Genomic DNA, 22,311 nt, shown 5'->3' with positions numbered 1-22,311 from the left:
AGAAGGAGACACACACCCCATGACCTCCCGTGCAGAGATCGCCGCCAAGCTCGACGACTTCGCCTTCCAGAAGGTGAACTTCGGCGGATTCCTCATGAACAAGCGAGCCAAGAACTCGCACGCCCTGTGGACCCGCTCCTCGGACAAGGGCGTCACCGAGCTGACGATCCTCACGACCCGGGACTTCGGCGAGGGCAACGTCTACGACGTCGCGGCGTTCACCGTCGACGGCACCGTGCCCGCCGACGCCGTCGAGGAGCTCCGACGGGAAGCCGAGAGTCTCGCCGACCGGATCAACCTGCGCGCGCACGGCTACGTCTACACGTGCCTGGAGCCCTGGGACGGCGGCGGCACCATCTGGATCTCGAAGAAGCCGGAGTTCCGCGCGCTGAGCCGTCCCGAGCAGGGCATCCACGTCATCCCTATCCAGCGACTCACCAGCACGGGCGAGCCCCGCTGGCTGGCCTGGGCGCGGGACAGCGGTCAGCTGAACATCGCGATCGTGTACAAGCCCTGACGTGACGATCTCCACGCCGGGCGATGCCGTCGCGCGCCGCGCGCCCGCGCGGGACGGCATGCTCCTCGTCGGCGCGTCCGCCGCCTATCTGGTGGTGGCGGCCGCCGTGGCGTTCTACCTGCTGCCGGTCGGGTTCGGACTGCGCGGCACCACGCTCGTGCTCGCGCAGCTGGGCACGATGCTCGCGGGAGCCGCGCTCGTCGCCTACGCCGCGCTGACGATACGCCGTCATCGGCGGCGACGCGAGATCCTCGCCGGCATCGCCGCCACACTCGGATGGCGATATCGCGCGGACGTCGGCGACCGGGTGTGGGGCGGCTCCATCGACGAGCAGATCGACCGCGGGAGCCGGACGGCACAGGACCACCTCGACGCGCGGGACACCGATCTCCCCTTCGACAGCGTCGAGCGCGCCTTCGTGGTCGGGGACCGCGAAGGCGCGACCGCGCACACCGTCCGCGCCGTCCGCATCCCGCTCCCCTCCGAGGCGCCCCGGATCACGCTCCGCTCACGGCGCGGCGCGGGTGCTCTCAGCGTTCTCCCCCGGCGGCCGACCGGGCGCTCGCAGTTGCGCCTGGAAGGCGACTTCAGCGACGTGTTCGAGGTATCCGTGCCCGCGGGCTATGAGACGGATGCGCTCTACGTGCTCACCCCCGACCTGATGGCGATCATCCTGGACGAGAGCGCGGACCTCGATCTGGAGATCGTGGACAGCACACTGCACGTCTACTTCCCCGCCGTCGACCTCACGGACGAGAGCGAGCTGCGCCGGTTCCTCACCGTGATCGCCGCACTCCATGACCGGTTCGGGCGCCGCACGCTCCTGTATCGCGACGAGGCCGCGGAACCTGTCGGTGCCGATGTCCTCCGCCGCGACGGCGACGCGCTCAGCGAGCGCGCGAGGACCGTGGACACGCGCGTGCGCTGGTGGCCCGTGGTCGCCGCCGTCGCGACGCCGCTCGTCCCGATGCTCATCGCCCTCGTCTGGCTGCAGCTCGCCGGCTGACCTTCCTCGAGATCTCCGGGCCGCCCAGCAGGCGGCGAATGGCCGTCTCCGGTGACACCGACAGGTCGAGCGTGCGGCCGCGGGCGTACTGGCTGAAGACCCGTGGATCGATGTAGCTCCCGCGCGCGACGGCGGTGGTGTTGCCCAGAGCGGTCGCGGCGGCCTGCACCGCGAGGCGCTCGGCCCGACTGCGCTCGCTCCGGCGGTCGAGCTCCCCGATCCGGGCGAGCGCGTCGGCGGCGAGGATGGTGCCGTGCAGGGTGCGGAAGTCCTTCGCGGTGAAGGACGCCCCGGTCACCTCCCGCAGATACGCGTTGACCTCCGCCGGAGTGATGCGTACGCGCCGGCGTCCGCGACGATGCGCCAGGAGGAAGGCACCCGACTTCCCGGCGGCGAAGTCCGTCAGCGCATCGGCGAGCGACTCGTCCGTGATCTCGATCGACGCGGTGCGCCCGCTCTTGGCGGGGAACGAGAGCGCCACCTCGCTGCCCGAGACGCGCACATCACGTCGCCGCAGCGTCGTGAGCCCGCGGCTGCCGTGGCGCACGAGGTACCGCTCCGAGCCGATCCGCAGCGCGGCGTCGTCGAGGAGTCGGAACGCGATGGCCAGGGCGCGCTCCTTCGTCTGCCCCTCCTCCTTGAGCGCCCGGGTGACCTGCGCTCGGGCGCTGGGGAGTGCGGCCGCGAGGTCGAGGGCGCGCACGAACTTGCGGCGGTCGCGGGTGACGCGCCACAGCGGGTGGTACAGATACTGCTTGCGCCCGGCACCGTCGACGCCCACGGCCTGGATGTGCGCGAGCGGATCGGCGGCGATCCAGACGTGCTGCCAGGCGGGCGGGATCACGAGGTCGTGGATCCGCTCGCGGTCGGCCTCCGGCGCGGTGTCCCCCGCCGCATCCACGTAGCGGAATCCCGACCCGGAGCGCACACGCCGGAAGCCGGGATCCTCCCCCGGTACGACGCGGATCAGTCTCGCCATCGGTGCCCCTCTCGATTCGTCTCCGTCGAGGATGCCGAGCCGTGGCGGACAGGGGAAGGGAGTGGCGCACGGCGCCCTGCCGTGCTATCCGTCCGCCGCGCGAGGGGCCGCGAACGTCTTCCGCATGTGGTCGCTCGTGAGGAAGTCCGCGATGCCGATCATGATGAGGCTGAACACGATCTGCTCCGACACCATCCACAGCGGGTAGAGGCCGGGGATGGCAGCCATCACGAGCGTGATGACGGGGAAGATCTGCGCGAACAGACGCAGACGCTGATAGGCCCAGCGCCATCCGCGCCGCGCCCTCCAGGCGAAGTAGAACAGCGTGGCCGTCATCGCGAGCACCACCAGGGTCCGCATCCACACCGCGAACGACACGGACTCCCCGTCCACCGCCAGGGCCAGCGCGACCACGACGGCGCCGACGCCGATCACGAGCTCGGCGACGAGGAGCCAGAGGATCCAGGTGAACGCGCGCACGGTCTTGGGGTGCGTGCGGTCGGCCTCGCTGATCGCGACACCCGCCTGCCGCCCGCCCGCGATCCGGTCGAGCCGGAGGAACAGAGACTCCAGAGCCATGCTCGGAGCCTATTGCGTCCGCACGCCGCCGACCTCGTCCATTCGATGGATGCCGGGCCCGCCGTCGATCACTCGGCGGTCTCCGGCAGGCCCACCTTCGCCTTCGCCCAGGAACGGCCCCGGGTGTCCTTGAGGATGTCGTACTCCACGTCGACATGCGGCTCGATCGCGCTGTACTTGTCGTTGGGCGCGCCGATCACGAGCTGGAAGCCGAGCCCTCGCCAGGCGCCGATCGCCCGCTTGGTGAAGTGCGCGTCCGCCTTGATCAGCGCCTCGTCCATGAACACCGGCGCGTACCGCGGCCGCGGCGCCCCCGCGTCACCGAGCTGATAGCGCAGTGCAGCGCCCACGATGAACGCGACGAGCTCCTGCGACTCGCCTCCGGACTTCTCGCCGATGTGGTCGTAGAGCGCGACGTGCGCCCGCGTGGAGGCATGGATGCGCTCCGCGCTCACGCGCACGTGGTTGCGCACGTCGATGAGCTCGGCGAAGTCGGGGGCCGTGCGGCGCATCCGCGCGATGAGGCGGCCCATCTTGCGGTAGACGGTCTCCCGTTCGGCATCCGTCGACGCCGCCTCAATGAGTCCGCGGACCTCTCGGAGCTCTCGGCGGAACCGCTTGCGGGCCTCCGTCTGGTTCTCGCGCGGGGTGATCTGCAGACGGTGGTCGTCGTCGTAGAAGGGCAGCTCCTCCATGATCCGGTTGATGGGGTCGATCCGGTCCTTGATCTCGCGCAGCGAGCGGCTGAGCGTCGAGTCGAGGCTCGTGAGGTCGTTCCCCGAGAGCTTGAGGAGACTGTCGCGCCACTCGATCTCCAGCTCGTGGAGGCCGTTGGTCTGCAGCGCCTCGAGGATGCTCTCGAACTCCCCCACCGAGGCATCCGGATCCGGAAGGATCGTGAGGTTGTCCCAGCGCTCGAGGAATCCCGTCATGAGTCGGCGCATGCTCTCGCGCTGCACCTCGTGCGCCTCGGCGGCCTCCCGGCGGTCCTCCAGCAGGCGCTGCGCGGCCGTCCGCAGGGCGGTGTCGAGGTGCGCGAGCCGCTGGGCCGCCGTCCGGTCGTCCCCGGCATCGGTGTCCAGGAAACGGCCGTCGAGGAAGGAGGTGTGTCCCTCCGCCAGCACGACCCCGGCCTCTGTGGCCGAGTCGATCACGCGCTGACAGGCGTCGACGTCGTCGGTCACCTGCCCCCAGCGCTCCTGCACCTGCGTGAGCTCGTTGTCCAGCCGTGCGGCCTCGTCGCGCAGGCGGCCGGCCCGGGACCGGAGGTCTTCGGCCTGCCGCTTGAGCTGCGCGATCTCCGGACTGGCGGTCGTGACCTCGGCTTCCACGGCGAGCCAGCGCTCGCGCTCCGCCTCCACCGCGGCGACGTCCACCCGCTCCCAGGTGAGGTCCTCGATCTTCGCGTAGGCCGTCGATTTCGCCTCGATACGATCGAGCGTCGCCTCGGCATCGCGAGCGACCGAGGCGGATTCCTCGTACCGGTCGGCCAGCCGCTGCAGCTCCTCGTCGATCTCGCGGAGTCGACGGTCATTGGTGAAGCCCAGGACGTTGGCGCGGCCCTGGCCGCCGTGGGCGCCCCGGCTCCCCTGCGAGATCTGGCCGCTGATCGTGAGGGCCTTCTGGTGATCGCCGAGCTGCGACGAGGAGTCCACGCAGACGTAGCCGAAGCGGTCCTGCAGACGCTGCTGAAGCCAGCCCGCGAAGGGGGTCGGCAAGTGGTCGAGCCGGCCGGGAAGTGTCTTCGGGTCGGCGTTGCGGACCTCGGGGAGCCCGACGTGGACGCCCTCGTAGTTCAACCGCTCCGGGGTGCGGACCGTGTTGATCGCCGCGCGGAAGGCCGGCAGCTGCTCGGCGTCGATCAGCAGCGTCCGCGCGAAGCCCCCGAGAGCGAGGTTGAACGCCTCGCGCCACGGCTCGAACTCCGTCCGCAGCTCGATGAGCTCGCCCACGAACGGCAGATCGGATGGCGCGAGGCCGGCCGCCTCCGCGAGCAGGGCGCGGGATTCGTCGAGGTGGGCGGGGATGCTGCCGCGCGTGCGGCTCGTGCGCGCGCGCTCGTCGCGGAGACGCGCGATCTCCTTCTCGAGCGTCCGGCGCGCCGTCTCCGCGTCCGCGAAGGCGGCACGCGCGTCGCGGATGTCGCCCTTCGGCGCGGTGCCGCGGCCGCCGGAGACGAGCGCGTCGAACTGCGCGGCCGACTCCACCTGCACCCCGAGCTCGCCGACGATCGCGTCGAACTTCGCCCGCTCCCGTCGCACCTCCTCCACGCGGCGCTCGGCGACGCGCAGCTCGCGCTGCGCCGTCTCCAGGCGGTCACCACCGGACTGCCGGAGCACGTCGAGGAGCCCCTCGCGCTCGACGTCGGCCGCGTCGACGAGCGCACGCTTCTCGCGCACGGCGAGGCTCAGCGCACGGGTCTTCTCGCCCAGTTCGAGCTCGACCTCGCGGAGCAGATCCAGACGCCGCTGCGCATTCCACAAGGCGGCGAGAGAGGACGGATCGGCGAACACCCCCACCTCGTCGATCACGCGCACGCGCTCGGCGGCCGCGGCGATGCGATCCTTGATCCCGCGGATCGGCTCGAGCGCACCCACCTGCTGCTTCGCGGTGAGCATCCGGGTCCGGGTGCTCTCCAGCTCGTCGAAGTGCGCCACGACGGCATCCGCGGTGGCCATGGTCTCGGGTTCCTCGAGCACGAGCTTCTTGTAGAGGTCGTCCACCGTGGTGATCTGCTGACCGGCCTGGATCCTCGCCAGCAGGCTCATCGCCTTCGCCCCGGACCCTGCGGCGCCGATGCCGAGCACGGCCTGCAGTCGTGCGGAGAACTCGCGGTCCGTCGCCAGCGTCTCCAGCCCTGCCGCGCGCACCGATGCGTCGGAGAGCCGCTGCGCCGCCGCCTGCTCCAGGCGGGTCAGCTCGAACGCCCCGTTGACGGTCGCCCGCACGCGGGTGGTGTCCTCCAGGGTGCGGGCGTCCGCCGGGATGTACCACGCGCGCACGGCGGTGAACCGCGACCCGTCATGGTCGAGCCAGGTCGTCGCGATCGCACTCCACGTGTCCTCGCCGTCGCCGCGGAGGACACGGAGCTTCGTGCCGTCCTCGGTGCGCGACTCATCGATCTTCCCGCGCCCGTAGGAGAGGATGTTCCGCTGCTCGTCGCCGCGCGGACGACCGGTCACCCCGCCGTTCGAGGCGCCGTTGAACGGCGTGGTGTGGGGCATCATCAGGGCGATGTACGCGTCCATCAGCGTCGACTTCCCGGAACCCGAGCCGCCGCAGAGCAGGGTCGCGTTCGGCGAGAAGCGCACGCGATGGGGGCCGCCGTCGTAGCCGCCCCAGTTGATCAGCTGCAGCTCCTCCGCGACCCACTGCTGTCCCCGCGAGCCCGAGGGGATGAGCCCGAAGAGCGTGTCGACCATGGTCATCGTTCCACCACTTCCTGCGAACGCAGCCAATCGCGCAGCTCCTTGAGCGTCTCCGCGCTGAGGACGACCTCGACGAGCGCGCTGATCCGGTAGCGGCCGCTGGTCTCCTCCTGGATGATGCCCTCCCGATCGAGACGGTCCATCGCGTTGCGGATCGCCTTCTGCTGGCGGGCGGTGCCCCCGTCGACATCGGTGAAGTAGCTCAGCACCGTCTGCTCGAGGTCTTCGATGTCGATGCGGACGGATGCCTCGCCGGCGGCCGACTCGCGCTGGTAGACCGTGCGCAGGTGCACGAGCACCAGCGTCTCGGCGCGCGTGTAGGGCGCGTCCTTGAGCAGCACCGGCATGTCGATCTCGTCGGAGCGCAGCTGCTGCTTGTAGGCGAACCCCCGGCCGTGATCGACGACCAGGCGCAGGTAGATGTCGTTCAGCCGCGACTCGATCACCTGCTGGTGGTCGAGCAGGAGCTTCCACTCCCGACGGTTGCGCTCCGCCGAGAGGAACCGTCGCTGGAGGATGTGCACGAGCACCCGTCGGATCTCGGGGTCGAGCGTCCCCCGATCACCGGCGAAGTGCTCCTCGCCGTCGTCTTCCATGGGGACCGGCGCGATGAACGGGTCATCGACGGGCGCATCGGTCGCGATGCTCGCGTCAGACATGTGCTTCTTCCTTCGTGTTGCGTGCCGTCACGGCCCCGAACGCGAACCGTCGCGTGGAGCCGTCGGGACGACGCGCCTCGACCACCGACACGTCCTCGCTCTCGGTCATCCCGTTGCGGTGGGCGATCTCGAGCAGACCGAGGAGGTCGACGGGGCGACGGGTGTCGTCCGCGGCTCCCGTGAACGCCTCGGCGAGGTCGAACTCCCGACCGAGCCCGGCGACGTACTCCTCGAGCTCGGCGTAGCGCGGACCGCCCCACGCGCGCGTGTCGATGTCGAGGAACTCGACGTCGGCGGCGTCGGTGAGAGGGGCGGGGACGGCGGGCGGGCGGATGCTGCTCACCGTCTGTCGGAGGTGGCCCAGGTCGACGAGCGGGAGGCTGCGCACGGGTGCGTCACTCGCTCGCGTGCCGTCCCAGACATGGAGCGCCGCGATGACGTCGCGCAGCAGATCATCGATCTGGCGGTCCCGCAGCGGATCGTGCGTCTTCACCTGTCCGGTGATCACGTGCGAGGCCCGCCGCTGGGCGGCCAGCACCTCCTCGACGCCGAGTTCCACGCGACGCCCGATGGCGTCGAGCTCGGCGCGCTGGGTGTCGTCGAGCATGCGGGCGAACGGCTGCCGGAGAAGCCCGTGCAGCTGTTCGGCCAGCGCGTCGATCCGCTCCGGGTCGCCGATGAGTCGGAGGGCGCCCGCGAACGCGCGCCCCTCCGGGGTGGCGTTCATGACGTCCTGCGCGCGCTGCAGATACTCGCGGAGCACCTCGCCGGTCGGGCGCTCGTCACGCCGCAGATGGGCGACGACATCCCGCTGCATCAGCTTGAGCGACTCGGCGACGCGCGTGAAGTCCGCGGGGAGCTCCCGCGCGAGGTGCAGGACGTTCTCCGCCTCCTCGAAGAGCTCTTCGTCGTCGAGCGGATCCGCCCGCCCGGATTCCTCGATCCGGTGGATCTCGGCGTCGAGCGCGGCGCGCTCTTCGCGCAGACGGGCGAGTCGGCGGACGGGGTCGGCCTCGGCGCTGTCCGCCAGGTGCTCGACGGCTTCGAGCAGGGTGCGCACCCGGGAGTTGGACACCCGCGTCCTCCCCCCGCCCGTGCGTCCGGCGATCTCCAATGCCTCGACCGCGTGCGCGGACAGACGGTACACCTCGACGTCCTCGTCGATCTGCTGCACCAGCCAGCCCAGCCGCACCCAGTTCCTGGCGACGTCGCGGCCCGTTCCGGCCGGCACCCGACGCTCGTCCTCCTCGTCGCCCGCACCGCGCAGCTCATCGAGGATCTCGGTGAGCTCGGCCTGCGCGTCCGCGATCGGGATGGAGGCCCGGTCGGCGGTGAACAGGAGCGAGAGCGCCGCGACCACGAAGGGGGCGAACCGCCCGTGGAGCAGATCCAGGGTCGGTGTGCTGAATGCGGTGACAGCGCGGGAGAATGCCGCTTCTGCTCGTGTTCCTGTCACGTATTCACATTACTCGGGACCCCCGAGGTCCTTCGACGGGACGCGCGCCGACGACGATCCGGGTGTCGCGCCCCGCCGCCGGGTGCTACCGCTCGAACTCGGTCCGCGTGAGGGAGGTGCTCTCGCGCGATGCCGGGATCAGGAACGTCACGGTGTCGGGCAGGTAGCGGTCCTCGCCGTACTCGATCGGCTCGCCCGCGGGAGTGTGGCTGACCCGACGCACCCGCAGCAGCGGGCTCGCTCGGCGGACGCCCAGGAGCTCGGCGTCGGACCTGGAGACCGGGACGGCGTCGATCGCGTGCTCAGCGAACGCGGTGACGACTCCGTGCTCACGGCTCAGCGTCTCGACCACGGAGGCCTCGTCGTCCGCGATCGCGGCCACCCGATCGGCGATCCAGTCCGGGTAGCAGGTGCGCTCCAGCATCACATCGCGCCCGTCGATGCTGCGGGTCCGGGTCACGCGGAGGACCCGCGTCCGGGGGCTCACCCACAGGCGCCGCGCCTCGGCCCCGGTCGCCTCCCCGAACTCCTTGCGGCGGACCCGCCCGCCCGGCGTCATGCCCTTGGAACGCGCCCACTGCGCGAAGGATCGCAGCTCCTCGAACGACTGGCTCTGACGCCCCGAGCGGACGATCCAGCCCGATCCCTGCACCGGGGACACGAGACCTCGATCCTCGAGTCCGGCGAGGGCGCGCCGCACGGTGCCGCGGGTCGTGCCGTAGTGCAGAGCCAGCTTCGTCTCGGAGGGCAGGGTCGTGCCGGCGGCGAACTCCCCGTCGATGATCCTGGTCATCAGATGGCTCATGATCTCGCGGTGCGAGCGCGCGGTATCCGGGGGCACCGGCTCAGCCTATGTCCGCCGAGAAGCGCGCGATCGCGCGAAGCGGACAGCCGTTCACAGTTGTCCCCCGGATCGTGCGGAGGGGCGCCGATCGTTCAACCGTCGTTCATCTGCGCGCCGCCCCCTGCACACCGTCGAGCGGGGTAATCGTCCGGTGACCCCGTCGACCCCCTCCGCCCACGACCGCCGCTCCGGCTGGCCGTCCGCCGTGCTCTTCGACCTCGACGGCACCCTCGTCGACAGCGAGAGGCTGTGGCTCGACGCGATCCGCTCCCGCCTCGAGAGCATCGGCGCACCGGCGTCGTCGGAGGTCCTCGCCGGGTTCGAGGGACTCGCGACCATCGACGCCGCCCGCGCCCTGAGCCGGGTCGTCGGACTCTCCGCGCACGAGAGCCTCGTCGCCGCAGAGCTCGAGGACCTGACGATCGGCGCCTTCGCCGGGCGTCTGCCGTGGATCCCCGGCGCCGAGGAGGCGCTCGGCCGTCTGCGCCGCGAGGGGATGCCGCTCGCCCTCGTCACGAGCTCGACCCGCCGGTGGGTCGACGCGGTCGGTGAGAGCGTGCACCTGGGTGCGTTCGACGCCGTCGTCACCGCCGACGACGTGCAGCAGACGAAGCCGCATCCGGAGCCGTATCTGCGCGCCGCGGCCCTGCTCGGCGTCGACCCGGCAGCGTGCCTGGTCTTCGAGGATTCCGCGGTCGGCGTCCGGGCGGCGACCGCAGCCGGGTGCCGGGTCGTGCAGGTCCGGTCCGACGACCACGATGCGAGTCGCCCGACGGCCCGCATCCCCGACCTCCGCGCCGTGACCGGGCCGTGGGTCGCCTCCCTGCGCGCCGACGCACCCGCGCTCCCCTGACGTCCCCCTCCGCTCCATCCCGTCCGAAGACAGTCACCACCCCACGTGAGGAAACCATGCCGACCCCTGACCTCCCACTGAGCACGCGCACGCGCTCCGAGGCGACCCTGCACCGCACACGGCGCGGAGGGGCACTCGCGGCCGCCACCGTGCTCGCGCTGCTCCTGCCCGCCGTCCCCGCCGCAGCGAGCACTCCGGCTGCCACTCCGGCCGCGCAGCCCATGACCCAGCAGCGCATCGATGCCGCGAACGACGCGTACAACGACGTGGACGCGACGCTCGAGTTCCTCACGATGTCCGACACCGAGCTGAGCGGCTCCGCCACCGCGGACAAGACCGCCGAGCAGGTCGCGTACGAGGGCGCGAAACCGCACTTCGAGGCGATCCGCGCATGGGCCGACGCGAAGGGGTTCGACCCGCGCGTCGTCGTCGACAACGGCGATGTGGTGGGCGCGAACGACCCCGAGTACGCCGCCCATCAGGCGGGCGACAGCGAGAAGGTCGCCGGCTGGTACCGCGCCGTCGAGCGGGTCATGCGCGAGACCTTCCCCGAGTCCCAGGTGCTGCTCACGCAGGGCAACCACGACATCGCGGACCTGATGGGCACGACCTTCGAGGCCGCGCGGGAGGACGCCCCCGCCGACGCACCGGAGTGGTTCTACCCGAACGCGGGCACCGACTACGTCAGCAACTTCCACACGACGGTCGACGGCATCGACTTCATCGGGCTCGACTACAACGGCACGAACACGTTCGGCTACACCGGACAGCGCTCCGGCTATCAGGCCTACCTCACCCGGACGCTCCAGGAGATCGCCGCCCAGCCCGACTACGACCCCGGCAAGCCGATCTTCGTCTCGATCCACAGCGGCTACGCCGGCACCTCGCTGGGCGGCCCGTTCCACGCGGACTACGACATGGCCGGTCCCGACCTGCAGCGCATCCTCGCCGACTACCCGCAGGTGCTGCTCGGCTCCGCGCACACGCACTTCTCGTCGAACCCGGAGACGAGCATCTTCCAGAAGGACTTCACGGTCTACGAGAACGCCTCGATGAACTACATCTACCAGGACGTTCCCGGCGACTTCCTCGGCGGCGGCTACTTCGGCGGCAACCAGGGTGACGCCGCGGCCGGGGTGTCCCAGAAGAGCGCCAACTTCGTCTCGGTGCTCGACGACGGCACCACCGTGATCCGTCGCTTCGACGTCACGCACCAGCGCTGGATCGGCATGCCCTGGGTCGTCGACACGACCGCGGGCAAGAGCGGCTTCACGTACACCGCCGGTCAGCGCAGCACGGTCGCACCGTGGTGGGATGCCGCCGCGGTCACGGCGACCGATATCGCTGAGGAGTCGCTGACGCTGCACTTCGACCAGGCCGAGGACGACGAGCTCGTGAACTACTACGAGATCGAGATCCGCGACCAGGCCGGCAAGCCCGTCTCGTTCACCGCGAACCAGGTGCCCGACTTCGGGAACAACACGGCGAAGTCCTTCTCCGGCGCGTTCAAGGCCTATTCCCGGTTCTACATGACCCCGAACACGATGGGCTTCGACATCCGCGGCCTGAAGGCCGCCAAGAACTACACCGTCACGGTCACCGCCTACGACGACTTCCAGAACGCGTCCGAGCCATTCGTGGGCACGGTGCGCACCGCCGGCCGACTCGTCTTCCCCGACTTCCCCGCAGCGCCCGCCCCGGCCCCCGACGGCGAGTTCCTGCACCTCGCCTTCGAGGGCGACCTCAGCGACACCGGCACCCACGCGGACGGCGGCCCCGCCGCGAAGCCGGTCGGTGCGGTCAGCTACGTCGAGACCGACCGCGCCGGCGCCTCCGGCACAGCCGTGCGCATCGGCGCCGGCACCGGCAGCTACGTCGACCTCGGATCCCGCCCCGAGTTCGACCTCGGCACGGACAAGGACCTCACCATCGGCTTCTGGACGAAGGTCACCGGCGTCAACGGCTACGGCGCGATCATCAGCAACAAGAACTGGGCGAACTTCTACCGCTCCGGGATAAACCTCGCGCCGGAGGGCTCGAACACGGGCAAGCTCGAGTTCACCCTCGGCGACGGCACGAACGGCGTCTACGCGACCGGCGAGGTGAGCGACTATCGCGGATCCTGGCACCACATGACGGTCACGGTGGACCGCACGCGCAACGTCGCGAGCACCTACATGGACGGCGTGCTCGCGAAGGAGACGAGCATCGCGGGCATCGGGAGCATGACCAGCGGCCTGAACATGCTCGTGGGCGTCGACGGGAGCAAGAGCTACGGGGTCGGCCTCGACATGGACGACCTGCGGATGTGGGACACGGCTCTGTCCGCGACCGAGGTCGCCGGCCTCTTCGCCGCCGATGATTCGACCAAGGAGACCGCCGCGCTCACCCAGGCCGTCGAGTACGCGACGGAGCTGATGGAGGCGAACGAGGTCGAGGCCGGAAACGGCCGGGTCTTCGATCAGGCACTCGGCGAGGCGCTCGCCACGGCGACGGCCGACAGCTCCGCGTTGCTCGCCGGGTCGGTCGCCACGGCCGATGCCGCAGCCGCCCGGGCCGTCGGCGGTGTGCCGTCGAAGGAGCAGCTGCGCGCGAGCTTCGACGCGCTGAAGTCCGCCGTCGACGCCGTGGAGGCGCAGACGGTCCGCTTCGTGTATCGCACCGACGTCCGCGGCGGAACCGTCTCACCGGCCGAGGGTGTGGCGGACCGCGGCGGCGAGGTGCGCCTGGCGTTGCGCCCGGCAGCGGGGTTCCGGATCGAAGGCTCCACGGCCGCCGTCAGCGGTGTCGAGAGCTACGCCATCGAGGGCTCGGAGCTGGTGCTCACCGGTGTCGCGAGCCGCGTGCTCGCCACGGTCGACTTCGCCGTGGTCGACGACGGTGGCCCTGGTGAGGGCCCGGGTGAAGGTCCGGGCGAGGGCCCTGGCGAGGACGGCGACGGAGACGGCGACTCCGGGAACGGCGGCACCGGCGTGAAGCCCGGGACCGACGGCTCGTCCGATCCGCTCGCCACGACCGGCGCGGATGGCGCGATGGGCTGGGTGTGGACAGGACTGGCCGCCACGCTGCTGGCCGCCGGCATCTGGCTGCTCCGCCTGCGCCGCAAGGCCTAGCCGCGTTCGAACCGGCCCCCTGCATCCGCTCTCGTCCTCGGACGATCGGCTGCAGGGGGCCGCGTCGTCGCCGGCGCAGCGGAGCGCCTCCCCGCCGCGGGTCGTGTCCTCGCCGGATGCCGGGTCCGCGCGCCGGGTCAGCGGGCGTCGGACAGGCCGAGCGCGGCCAGGGCGTCCCGAGCCTGCGCACCGGCGGTCGCACGATCCGGTGCCGGACGGAGCCCCAGCAGGCGCTGCCGGTGCGGCTCTCCGAGGAGCAGCGCGAAGAGCTCTTCCGCGCGATCCGCCTCCTCGCCCGGCAGCAGCGCCTGCAGCCGCGCGATGTACCCGCGCGGTCCTTCCTCGTAGAACCGCCGAGCGAGTTCGGGGAATCGTCGCGCCTCGCCGATCATCAGGCTGTGCAGGCCGACCGCCTCGTCGGACTGCAGCATGAAGGCGATGTCCTCGGCGAGCCGGGTGAGACCGTCGTCCGGCTCCGCCTGCCGGAGCGTCCGCTCGCGAAGGCGCTCGACGGCGGCGAGGAAGATCTCGGTGCGGTCGCCGATGTAGGCGTAGATGGTCCGTTTCGTGACGTGCGCCTCGGCGACGATGTCATCGAGCGTGACCTGCTCGAACCCGCCCCGGATGAAGAGGCGGACCGCGGCGTCGAGGATGTCGTCACGGCGCTGCGCGCGCTCGTCCGCGGTGGGCCGACCCCGCTTCCGTCGTGGCGGGTCGCTCTCGTTCTCCGGCATCAGATCCCCTTCGTGCACAGGACAACTATGATCGATTCTAGAATGAAACGGAACTGGTTTCATTCACCGAGGCACTCGCACCGATGCCTCGAAGGCGAGAAGGAGAACCCTCATGCCCCCATCCCGCACCACCCGGACCCCGAAGGCTCAGGTCTCACGTCCGGTGCACACCGCTCCGTCCGACGATCAGCTGCGGGCCCTCCATCGTCAGATGGTCCTGATCCGCCGCTTCGAGGAACGCGCCGCGCGCGCATACGCCGAGGCCAAGGTCGGCGGGTACTGCCACCTCAACCTCGGCGAAGAAGCCACCGTCGCGGGGCTGATGGCCGCGCTCGCGGGGAGCGACTACGTCTATGCCAACTACCGGGAGCACGGCTACGCGCTCGCCCGAGGGATATCGCCGGAGCGGGCCATGGCCGAGCTCTACGGACGGACCGACGGCGTCTCGCACGGCTGGGGCGGCTCCATGCACATGTTCGATCTCGAATCCCGATTCATGGGAGGCTACGGAATCGTCGGCGGACAGGTCCCGCTGGCCACGGGCACCGCGCTCGCGATCGACTACCGCGGCGGGACCGAGGCCGTCATGTGCCTGATGGGCGATGGGACCACGAACATCGGAGCCTTCCACGAGTCGCTCAACATCGCTGCGCTCTGGGGGCTGCCGATCGTCTACGTCGTGAACAACAACGGACTCGGGATGGGGACGACGGTCGAGCAGTCGTCGGCAGAACCGGAGCTGCACAAGCGGGCCTCCTCCTATCGCATGCCCTCCGCGCGGGTCGACGGCGGTGATCCGGTCGCCGTGCTCGAGGCCGCGCGCGTCGCCCTCGCCAGCGCCAGGGCGGGCCGCCCGTACCTGCTCGAGACGATGACCGGTCGGATGAAGGGACACTCCGTCGTCGATCCGGCCCGTTACCGCTCCCCCGAGGAGGCGGCCGCTGCGAGAGCCGCCGATCCGGTGGCACGTTTCGCCGCGGACCTGCGTGAACGGGGCGTCCTCGGACAGGACGAGATCGAGCGGGTCGATGCCGAGGTCACCGCAGAAGTCAGCGCGGCGGCCGCGTTCGCCGATGCGAGCCCCGAGCCCGACGTCTCGACGCTCTTCGACTACACCTACGCCACGCCGGTGCCGAACGACTCCCGACGGCTCCCCGGCGAGGCGCTCTTCCCCGCTCCCCCGCGACCGCACGCGCTCCTCTCCGCAGGGGGTGTCCGTTGAGCATCATCAGCTACCGCCAGGCTCTGCACGACGCCCTCCGTCTCGAGATGCTGCGAGACGACGACGTGTTCCTCATCGGCGAGGAGATCGGACTCTTCGAAGGGTCGTACAAGATCACCGCCGGTCTGCTGGACGAGTTCGGGCCGAAGCGCGTCCGGGACACCCCCATCGCGGAAGAGGGCTTCACCGGCGCCGCGATCGGGGCGGCGATGGTGGGACTGCGCCCCGTGGTCGAGATCATGACGATCAACTTCTCGCTGCTCGCGCTCGACCAGATCGTGAACCATGCAGCGAAGATCTATGGGATGTTCGGCGGCCAGGCCCATGTGCCCCTCGTCATCCGCACGCCCGGGGGCGGCGGGCAGCAGCTCGGCGCCACCCATTCGCAGAACATCGAGCTGTACTACGCGTTCGTGCCCGGCATGAAGGTCGTCGCCCCGGCTACTCCCGCCGACGCGAAGGCGTTGATGATCGCGGCGATCCGCGACGAGGACCCCGTCCTCGTCCTCGAGAACCTCTCGCTGTACAACACGACCGGCGAAGTGCCCGAGGACCTGGAGCCGGCGGAGATCGGGCGCGCGTCGGTCATGCGCGAAGGCAGCGACATCACCGTGGTCGCCTACTCGCGGATGGCTCTCGTCGCCCTCGAAGCCGCCGAGCGCCTGGCCGCCGACGGCATCGACGTCGAGGTCATCGACCTGCGGAGCCTGCGACCGCTCGACCGGGAGACCATCGTCGCCTCCGTCCGCAAGACGACCTGCGCCGTGACCCTCGAAGACGACTGGCTCACCTACGGCATCGGCGCGGAGATCGCCGCGACCATCAGCGACGGCGCCTTCGACTGGCTGGACGCCCCCGTCCGCCGGGTCGCCATGGCCGAGGTGCCGATGCCGTACGCCAAGTCGCTGGAAACCGCAGCGCTGCCCTCTGTGGAGGACGCCGTCACCGCCATCCGTGAAACGCTCGACGCCGTCGCCCGGCGCCGATGAGAACGAAGAAGACACCATGATCGACATCCTCATGCCCCGCCTCTCCGACACGATGACCGAGGGGGCCATCGCCGCCTGGCACAAGAAACCGGGCGACGACGTCGCCGCGGGCGACCTCCTGCTCGAGGTCGAGACCGACAAGGCCCTCATGGAACAGGAGGCGTACGACTCCGGTGTGCTGGTGGAGATCCTCGTCCCCGAGGGCGAGAACGTCGCCATCGGCACCCCGATCGCCAGGCTCGACGACGGCAGCGGCTCCCCCGCGCCCTCGACGGGACCCGCCGCGGGTGTGCAGGAGCGTCCGTCAGCAGCCCCCGACCCTGAACCGACGACCGCCGCACAGGTGGCGCCGACAGCGTCGAGCAGCCTCGGGATGACCACCGGACGCGTGGCAGCGACCCCTCTCGTCCGCCGCATCGCCCGGGAGCAGGGGATCGACCTCGCTGCGGTGTCGGGCACGGGGCCCGGAGGACGCATCGTCCGAGCCGACCTCGACGAGCTCCGCGCCGCGCCCGCTCCGGCGGCCGAAGACCTCGCCGCGGACACGATCCCGTTCGACGCGACCCGCAGGACCATCGCTGCGCGGATGTCGGAGACCACGTCGATCCCGACGTTCACCGTGACGTCCTCCGCACGGGTCGACGAGTTCCTCGCACTGCGGGCGCGGATCAACGAGAGCACGGGGACTCCGGCTCGCGTCAGTGTGAACGACCTCGTGGTCAAGGCGGTGGCCCTGGCCCTGCGGGCTCACCCGGAGATCAATGCGTCATACTCCCCCGCCGGCGGCGGCGCCACCCTCCTTCACCGTGACGTGCATGTCGGCGTCGCGATGGCCGCCCCCGCAGGACTCGTCGTCCCCGTGGTCCGCTCGGCGGATGCCGCGACGATCACGAGCATCGCCGGCCGCACGCGCGATCTCGCCGAGCGGGCCGCCGAGCGCCGACTCACCGCGGCAGAGCTCGCCGGCGGCACCTTCACCGTCAGCAACCTCGGCATGTTCGGCGTCGACCGGTTCACGGCGATCATCAACCCGCCGCAGGGCGCCATCCTCGCGGTCGGCGGAATCCGTGAGGAGCTGACGCTCGTCGACGACCGGGTGATCGCCCACCGGCGGATCGGCTACACGCTCACCGCCGATCACCGCATCATCGACGGCGCCGTCGGAGCACGGTTCCTGGCGACTCTCACCCATCTGCTCGAAGAGCCGCTGCAGCTCCTGCTGTGAGCCGGGGTGCGGGGACCCCCGGGTTCCCGCACCCGCTCATCGCGGGAGAACCCTCATCGGCGTGTGCCGTCGCCGCATCTCCCCACGCGGCCACGAGCGGACACGAGCCACCCGCCCCGTGTGATCCGGAAACGACGAAACCCCCGCCTGAGCGGGGGTTTTCGTTCTGCTGGGGTACCTGGACTCGAACCAAGAATAACGGAACCAGAAACCGTCGTGTTGCCAATTACACCATACCCCAAGGGCGAAACCGGAGCCTCGCACCGAGAATCAAGCCTACCCGAGCGGCGGCGGAACACCAAAACCGGTGCCGTACGCCGCCGCCCGGGCGCGTCGCGTCTCAGCTCGCGAGGAACGCGGAGAGGGAGCGCAGACGACGCAGGGACTCTTCCTTGCCCAGGAGCTCCATCGACTCGAACAGCGGCGGCGAGATCCGGCGGCCGGTGATGGCCACGCGGGGCGGACCGTAGGCGACGCGCGGCTTGAGCTCGAGCTTCTCGACCAGTTCCCCGGCGAGAGCCTCCTGGATCTTCTCCGGCGTGAACTCTTCCAGCGGCTCGAGAGCCACGACGCACGCGTCCAGGACCTCGGCGGCGTTGGCCGGGAGCCCCTTGAGCGCGTCCTCGGCGTAGGAGACGTCGTCCGTGAACAGGAAGCCGACCATGCCGGGGACCTCGCCCAGCAGCTGCACGCGCTCCTGCACGAGGGGTGCGACGCGGAACGCCATCACCAGCTGCTCATGCGTGGGCTCGTCGAACAGACCAGCGGCGGCGAGATACGGGATCGTGCGCTCGGCGAAGTCCTTCTCCCCCAGCATCCGGATGTGGTCGCCGTTGATCGACTCGGCCTTCTTCTGATCGAAGCGCGCCGGGTTCGGGTTCACGTTCACGATGTCGAAGGCGGCGGTGAACTCGTCGAGCGAGAACACGTCGCGGTCCGGCCCGATCGACCAGCCGAGGAGGGCGAGGTAGTTCAGCAGACCCTCGTGGATGAAGCCCCGATCACGGTGCAGGAACAGGTCGGCCTGCGGGTCGCGCTTGGAGAGCTTCTTGTTGCCCGTCTCCCCCAGCACCAGCGGCATGTGCGCGAAGCGCGGGACGAACGTCGTGACGCCCGCATCGATGAGCGCCGCGTACAGCGACAGCTGCCGAGCCGTCGACGGCATCAGGTCCTCGCCGCGCAGCACGTGCGTGATGCCCATGAGCGCATCGTCGACCGGGTTCACGAACGTGTAGAGCGGGACGCCGTTCGGCCGCACCACGACGAAGTCGGGGAACGAGCCGGCGGGGAAGGTGACCTCGCCGCGGATGAGGTCGACGTAGGTGACGTCCTCGTCCGGCACGCGCAGGCGAAGCGCGGGCTGACGGCCCTCGGCGCGGAACGCCGCCTTCTGCTCGTCCGTGAGGTCGCGGTCGAAGTTGTCGTAGCCGAGCTGCTTGGCGCGGCCCGCGGCCTCGTTGCGGGCGTCGATCTCCTCGGCCGTCGAGTAGCTCTCGTACAGGGCGCCGGTGGCGATGAGCTTGTCGATCACGCCGCGGTAGATGTCATGACGCTCCGACTGGCGGTACGGCGCGTGCGGCCCGCCGACCTCGACGCCCTCGTCCCAGTCGATCTCGAGCCAGGTGAGCGCGTCGACGAGCTGACGGAAGCTCTCCTCGCTGTCACGGGCGGCATCGGTGTCCTCGATGCGGAACACCATCTTCCCGCCGTTGTGGCGGGCGTAGGCCCAGTTGTAGAGCGCGGTGCGGACCATGCCGACGTGCGGCAGTCCGGTCGGCGAGGGGCAGAAGCGGACGCGGACGTCGGCACCACTGACAGTCGTGGTGAGGGGGTGAGGGGTAGCCATAGCCCTTCGATTCTACGGGGCGGGGCCTTCCGCCGCTGAGCCTCGACGATGCTCAGATCAGCGTGCAGACCGCGATCGCGGCACGATGCTCCAGCGGCAGCGCACCGTCGACGAGGCGCTCCTCCATGACCTCGTCGAAGGCTGTCCGGAAGTTCCGCCTCGCATCGGGGCCGAGTCCCGCGAACAGGGCCCCGGCGCCGGCGACACCTCCTTCGACGGAGGTCCACAGCGCGGCCGGCGTCGCCGTCCAGGTCCAGGTGTGCTCGACGGCCCCGGTGCGCCCCATCCCCGCCTCGTCCAGCATCCGTCCGAAGCCCTCGGCCGTCCGCTCGAACTCCTCGCTCTCCGGAAGCCGCCGACCCGCCACCGGCTCGATGCCGGCACGCTGGGCGACCTCCGCCCACAGCCAGGACGGCGAACGGGTCCAGGTCGTCGCGATGACCCTCTCCCGGGCGACGCGACGCAGTTCCGCCGCCGACGTGCGCGGGGACCCGACGTGGTTGAGGACGAAGTTCGCCACCACGACGTCGAACGATCCATCGCGGAACGGAAGGTCGGGCAGCCCGGCGTCGAGGACCGGGACGAGCGGATGGGTCCGCAGGGACACCTCCCGCATACTGCCCTCCGGCTCGCACGCGGTGACGTCCCATCCCTCGCCCGCCCACGCCGCCGCGAGCCTGCCGTCCCCCGAGCCGACGTCGAGCAGGCGTCGACCCCGCGCCGCTCCGAGCGCCTCGCGCATCGGCGGGAACGTTCCCGCGCAGAGGGCGGCATAGGAGGCGGAGTAGGCCTCGCCGACGCCCGCCCACTCCTTCATCGAGCGCCCGTGCGCGCCAGGGGCGACAGTGCGACGATCGCGAGGACCAGCACGAAAGCGGCGACGCCGAGCCCCGCGTACTGGAAGTTCGACAGGACGACTCCGGCCAGCACGGAACCGGCCGCGGCGGAGAGGCTCATGAGCGAGTCGCTGCGGCCCTGCCGGCGCGTGCGGAGCTCGGGCGCCGACGCCTCGGTGAGCAGCGCGGCGCCGGCCACGGTCGCGGCGCTCCAGCCGAGTCCGAGGAGGATGAGCGCGACCATCACTCCCCACGCCTCGGTGCCGGTGAAGATCGCGAAGCCGAGCGCGCCCGCGAGGAGCACCTGCCCGAGCAGGACCACGCGGAGTCGGCCCCACCGGTCGGCCAGGACGCCGAACACCGGCGACAGAGCGTACATGCCGCCCACGTGGAGGGCGATCGTGATCCCCACGAGGGCCGAGACGTCCGCCGAGGTCGCGGCCATCCCGCCCGCGCCGTGCGCCATGTGCGAGAGGTGCACGGGGGTCATCGCCATCACCGAGGCCATGACGACATGCGAGCCGGCGATGGCGAAGATCGCGTAGCGCGCGACCCGCGGACGGTCGACGACGGTCGCCCCCGTGGTGGCCGCCGCCGCGCGCGCCAGCCGCTGCGCGGCGAGCAGCGGATCCGGCCGGAGGGCGACGATGTAGAGCACCAGCGCCGCGCACTGGGCGACGAACGAGAACAGGTAGGACCCGGTCTGCGGCGGCATCCCGATCGCCTGCCCGACGATCTCCCCCGGCCCGAGGAGCAGGGGGCCCGCCACCCCGCCGATCGTGGTCGACCAGACGACGATCGAGAGGTCCCGGCCGCGATGCTGCGGGGCGGCCAGATCGGTGGCGGCGAAGCGCGACTGCAGGTTGCCCGCGTTGCCCGCGCCGATCATCAGGATGCCGGCGAGGAGCAGGGGGAAGATGCGGAGCGACGCGGCGAGGATGACGACGGCGATGCCGATGAGCGCGAACAGGTTCCCCAGCGTCAGGGCGCGACGGCGGCCGACCCGAGCCGCGAGGCGCGCGAGCGGGATGGCGCACACCGCCGCCCCCAGCGTCACGGAGGCCGTGGCGAGGCCGGAGAGAGCGTCGCTCCCGGAGATGTCCGCTGCGAGGAGCGCGCCGAGGGAGACCGTCGCACCGAAGGCGATGCCGCCGAGCACCTGCCCGAACGACAGCACCAGCACGGTGCGTCGCTGGACCGCCGTCTGCTGCGCCGCCGTCAGGGCGACATCGGTCATGACGCGGGTACGGCGTCGCGCACGGTGTTGCGCAGGATGCCCAGCCCCGAGATCTCGACCTCGACCACGTCGCCCGCCTCGAACGTGCCCACGCCCGCCGGAGTACCGGTCATGATGACGTCACCGGGAAGCAGCGTGAACACGGCGGAGGCGTACTCGATGATCGCGGGCACGGAGTGGATCATGTCGGTCAGCGGCGCGTGCTGGCGCACCTCGCCGTTGACGCGCGTCTCGATCGTGGCGTTCGCCGGCTCGAAGTCGGTCTCGATCACGGGTCCGAGCGGGCAGAAGGTGTCGAAGCCCTTCGCGCGCGCCCACTGTCCGTCCTTGCGCTGCAGGTCACGGGCAGTCACGTCGTTGCCGATCGTGTAGCCGAGCACGTAGTCGAGCGCGTTCTCGGCCTTCACGTTCTTCGCGATCTTGCCGATGACCACGACGAGCTCGCCCTCGTACTCGGTGCGGTCGGAGAGCGCCGGACGCACGATCGCGTCGCCGGGACCGATCACCGCGGTGTTCGGCTTGAGGAACAGCAGGGGCTCTTCGGGAGCCTCTCCCCCCATCTCAGCGGCGTGGTCGTGATAGTTCTTGCCGACGCAGACGACCTTCGACCGCGGGATCACCGGAGCGAGCAGTGCGGCGTCGGCCAGTGGAACCCGTGCACCCGTCGTTTCATAGCCCGTGAACATCGGGTCTCCGGCCAGCACCACGAGCTCGCGCTCGTCGATGATCCCGTACATGATGGCTTCGTCGTGGCTGAACCGGGCGATCTTCATGGGATCCAGCCTACC

At 70.7% G+C, this 22,311-nt stretch carries 18 protein-coding genes and 1 tRNA gene; 7 read left to right on the top strand and 12 right to left on the bottom strand.

All coding sequences use genetic code 11. The features are described 5' to 3' along the window. The first annotated feature begins 19 nt into the window (after positions 1-19). Both MME74_RS08195 and MME74_RS08190 read left to right on the top strand, forming a co-directional pair. Positions 20-517 (top strand): hypothetical protein, encoded by a 498-nt coding sequence (locus tag MME74_RS08195; RefSeq protein ID WP_267418307.1) that lies wholly within the window; start codon positions 20-22, stop codon positions 515-517. A 1-nt stretch (position 518) separates the two neighbouring features. Further along, positions 519-1,523, top strand: coding sequence for a hypothetical protein (locus MME74_RS08190; protein WP_267418306.1), 1,005 nt, complete (start codon positions 519-521; stop codon positions 1,521-1,523). On the opposite strand, the gene MME74_RS08185 is transcribed toward MME74_RS08190, so the two are convergent. The 6 genes from MME74_RS08185 to MME74_RS08160 all read right to left on the bottom strand — a co-directional run bounded on the left by MME74_RS08185 (position 1,489) and on the right by MME74_RS08160 (position 9,465). Further along, complete coding sequence (locus tag MME74_RS08185; protein ID WP_267418305.1) at positions 1,489-2,502, bottom strand: DNA topoisomerase IB; 1,014 nt, start codon at positions 2,500-2,502, stop codon at positions 1,489-1,491. The genes MME74_RS08190 and MME74_RS08185 overlap by 35 nt on opposite strands. An 84-nt stretch (positions 2,503-2,586) precedes the next feature. Beyond that, on the bottom strand, positions 2,587-3,081 hold the full coding sequence (locus tag MME74_RS08180) for a hypothetical protein (protein ID WP_267418303.1): 495 nt from the start codon (positions 3,079-3,081) through the stop codon (positions 2,587-2,589). A 68-nt stretch (positions 3,082-3,149) separates the two neighbouring features. After that, positions 3,150-6,509, bottom strand: a complete 3,360-nt coding sequence (locus MME74_RS08175) for an ATP-binding protein (protein ID WP_267418302.1) — start codon at positions 6,507-6,509, stop codon at positions 3,150-3,152. Continuing rightward, the gene (locus MME74_RS08170) at positions 6,506-7,168 is read right to left on the bottom strand and encodes a DUF4194 domain-containing protein (RefSeq protein WP_267418301.1); all 663 of its coding nucleotides are present in this window, start codon (positions 7,166-7,168) and stop codon (positions 6,506-6,508) included. Before MME74_RS08170 ends, MME74_RS08175 begins: the two co-directional genes overlap by 4 nt. Next, positions 7,161-8,624: a DUF3375 domain-containing protein gene (locus tag MME74_RS08165; protein ID WP_267418300.1), complete on the bottom strand. Its 1,464-nt coding sequence runs from the start codon at positions 8,622-8,624 to the stop codon at positions 7,161-7,163. Before MME74_RS08165 ends, MME74_RS08170 begins: the two co-directional genes overlap by 8 nt. Positions 8,625-8,709: 85 nt before the next feature. Further along, entirely contained in the window at positions 8,710-9,465 is a 756-nt protein-coding gene (locus MME74_RS08160; protein ID WP_267418299.1) for a GntR family transcriptional regulator, read from the bottom strand. Between the two features lie 154 nt (positions 9,466-9,619). Here MME74_RS08160 and MME74_RS08155 point away from each other — a divergent pair, with 154 nt between their 5' ends. Together MME74_RS08155 and MME74_RS08150 are read left to right on the top strand one after the other, a co-directional pair. After that, a complete protein-coding gene (locus MME74_RS08155) occupies positions 9,620-10,321 on the top strand; it encodes an HAD family hydrolase (RefSeq protein WP_267418298.1) in 702 nt (233 codons plus the stop codon). A gap of 56 nt (positions 10,322-10,377) precedes the next feature. Then, the gene (locus tag MME74_RS08150) at positions 10,378-13,434 is read left to right on the top strand and encodes a LamG domain-containing protein (RefSeq protein WP_267418297.1); all 3,057 of its coding nucleotides are present in this window, start codon (positions 10,378-10,380) and stop codon (positions 13,432-13,434) included. A gap of 137 nt (positions 13,435-13,571) precedes the next feature. Here the strand turns inward: MME74_RS08150 and MME74_RS08145 are convergent, their stop codons facing one another. After that, entirely contained in the window at positions 13,572-14,168 is a 597-nt protein-coding gene (locus MME74_RS08145) for a TetR/AcrR family transcriptional regulator (protein WP_267418296.1), read from the bottom strand. Positions 14,169-14,280: 112 nt separating this feature from the next. Here MME74_RS08145 and pdhA point away from each other — a divergent pair, with 112 nt between their 5' ends. Genes pdhA through MME74_RS08130 form a run of 3 tightly spaced genes read left to right on the top strand, consistent with a single transcriptional unit; the run spans position 14,281 to position 17,604 of the window. Then, entirely contained in the window at positions 14,281-15,390 is a 1,110-nt protein-coding gene (gene pdhA / locus MME74_RS08140; protein WP_267418295.1) for a pyruvate dehydrogenase (acetyl-transferring) E1 component subunit alpha, read from the top strand. Then, the gene (locus MME74_RS08135) at positions 15,387-16,379 is read left to right on the top strand and encodes an alpha-ketoacid dehydrogenase subunit beta (protein WP_267418294.1); all 993 of its coding nucleotides are present in this window, start codon (positions 15,387-15,389) and stop codon (positions 16,377-16,379) included. The genes pdhA and MME74_RS08135 overlap by 4 nt, the downstream gene beginning before the upstream one ends. Positions 16,380-16,395: 16 nt before the next feature. Beyond that, a complete protein-coding gene (locus MME74_RS08130) occupies positions 16,396-17,604 on the top strand; it encodes a dihydrolipoamide acetyltransferase family protein (RefSeq protein ID WP_267418293.1) in 1,209 nt (402 codons plus the stop codon). Between the two features lie 169 nt (positions 17,605-17,773). Here the strand turns inward: MME74_RS08130 and MME74_RS08125 are convergent. From MME74_RS08125 to MME74_RS08105, 5 genes are all read right to left on the bottom strand, one after another. Beyond that, positions 17,774-17,845, bottom strand: a tRNA-Gln gene (locus MME74_RS08125). Positions 17,846-17,944: 99 nt separating this feature from the next. Then, complete coding sequence (gltX, locus tag MME74_RS08120; RefSeq protein ID WP_267418292.1) at positions 17,945-19,450, bottom strand: glutamate--tRNA ligase; 1,506 nt, start codon at positions 19,448-19,450, stop codon at positions 17,945-17,947. A gap of 52 nt (positions 19,451-19,502) precedes the next feature. After that, positions 19,503-20,267 carry a class I SAM-dependent methyltransferase gene (locus MME74_RS08115; RefSeq protein WP_267418291.1) on the bottom strand — a complete coding sequence of 255 codons (765 nt, stop codon included), beginning with the start codon at positions 20,265-20,267 and terminating at the stop codon, positions 19,503-19,505. Continuing rightward, positions 20,264-21,523: an MFS transporter gene (locus MME74_RS08110; protein ID WP_267418290.1), complete on the bottom strand. Its 1,260-nt coding sequence runs from the start codon at positions 21,521-21,523 to the stop codon at positions 20,264-20,266. The genes MME74_RS08115 and MME74_RS08110 overlap by 4 nt, the downstream gene beginning before the upstream one ends. Continuing rightward, the gene (locus MME74_RS08105; RefSeq protein WP_267418289.1) at positions 21,520-22,296 is read right to left on the bottom strand and encodes a fumarylacetoacetate hydrolase family protein; all 777 of its coding nucleotides are present in this window, start codon (positions 22,294-22,296) and stop codon (positions 21,520-21,522) included. The genes MME74_RS08110 and MME74_RS08105 overlap by 4 nt, the downstream gene beginning before the upstream one ends. Positions 22,297-22,311 lie beyond the last annotated feature (15 nt).

It is taken from the genome of Microbacterium oxydans, from assembly GCF_026559675.1.
Lineage (GTDB): Bacteria > Actinomycetota > Actinomycetes > Actinomycetales > Microbacteriaceae > Microbacterium > Microbacterium oxydans_D.
This window is presented reverse-complemented; position numbering and strand designations above follow the sequence as displayed.

Coding starts and splice junctions, on each gene's coding strand:
- MME74_RS08195 (WP_267418307.1), top strand. CDS start 20: ATGACCTCCCGTGCAGAGATCGCCGCCAAGCTCGACGACTTCGCCTTC.
- MME74_RS08185 (WP_267418305.1), bottom strand. CDS start 2,502: ATGGCGAGACTGATCCGCGTCGTACCGGGGGAGGATCCCGGCTTCCGG.
- MME74_RS08180 (WP_267418303.1), bottom strand. CDS start 3,081: ATGGCTCTGGAGTCTCTGTTCCTCCGGCTCGACCGGATCGCGGGCGGG.
- MME74_RS08175 (WP_267418302.1), bottom strand. CDS start 6,509: ATGACCATGGTCGACACGCTCTTCGGGCTCATCCCCTCGGGCTCGCGG.
- MME74_RS08170 (WP_267418301.1), bottom strand. CDS start 7,168: ATGTCTGACGCGAGCATCGCGACCGATGCGCCCGTCGATGACCCGTTC.
- MME74_RS08150 (WP_267418297.1), top strand. CDS start 10,378: ATGCCGACCCCTGACCTCCCACTGAGCACGCGCACGCGCTCCGAGGCG.
- MME74_RS08145 (WP_267418296.1), bottom strand. CDS start 14,168: ATGCCGGAGAACGAGAGCGACCCGCCACGACGGAAGCGGGGTCGGCCC.
- pdhA (WP_267418295.1), top strand. CDS start 14,281: ATGCCCCCATCCCGCACCACCCGGACCCCGAAGGCTCAGGTCTCACGT.
- MME74_RS08130 (WP_267418293.1), top strand. CDS start 16,396: ATGATCGACATCCTCATGCCCCGCCTCTCCGACACGATGACCGAGGGG.
- gltX (WP_267418292.1), bottom strand. CDS start 19,450: ATGGCTACCCCTCACCCCCTCACCACGACTGTCAGTGGTGCCGACGTC.
- MME74_RS08115 (WP_267418291.1), bottom strand. CDS start 20,267: ATGAAGGAGTGGGCGGGCGTCGGCGAGGCCTACTCCGCCTCCTATGCC.
- MME74_RS08110 (WP_267418290.1), bottom strand. CDS start 21,523: ATGACCGATGTCGCCCTGACGGCGGCGCAGCAGACGGCGGTCCAGCGA.
- MME74_RS08105 (WP_267418289.1), bottom strand. CDS start 22,296: ATGAAGATCGCCCGGTTCAGCCACGACGAAGCCATCATGTACGGGATC.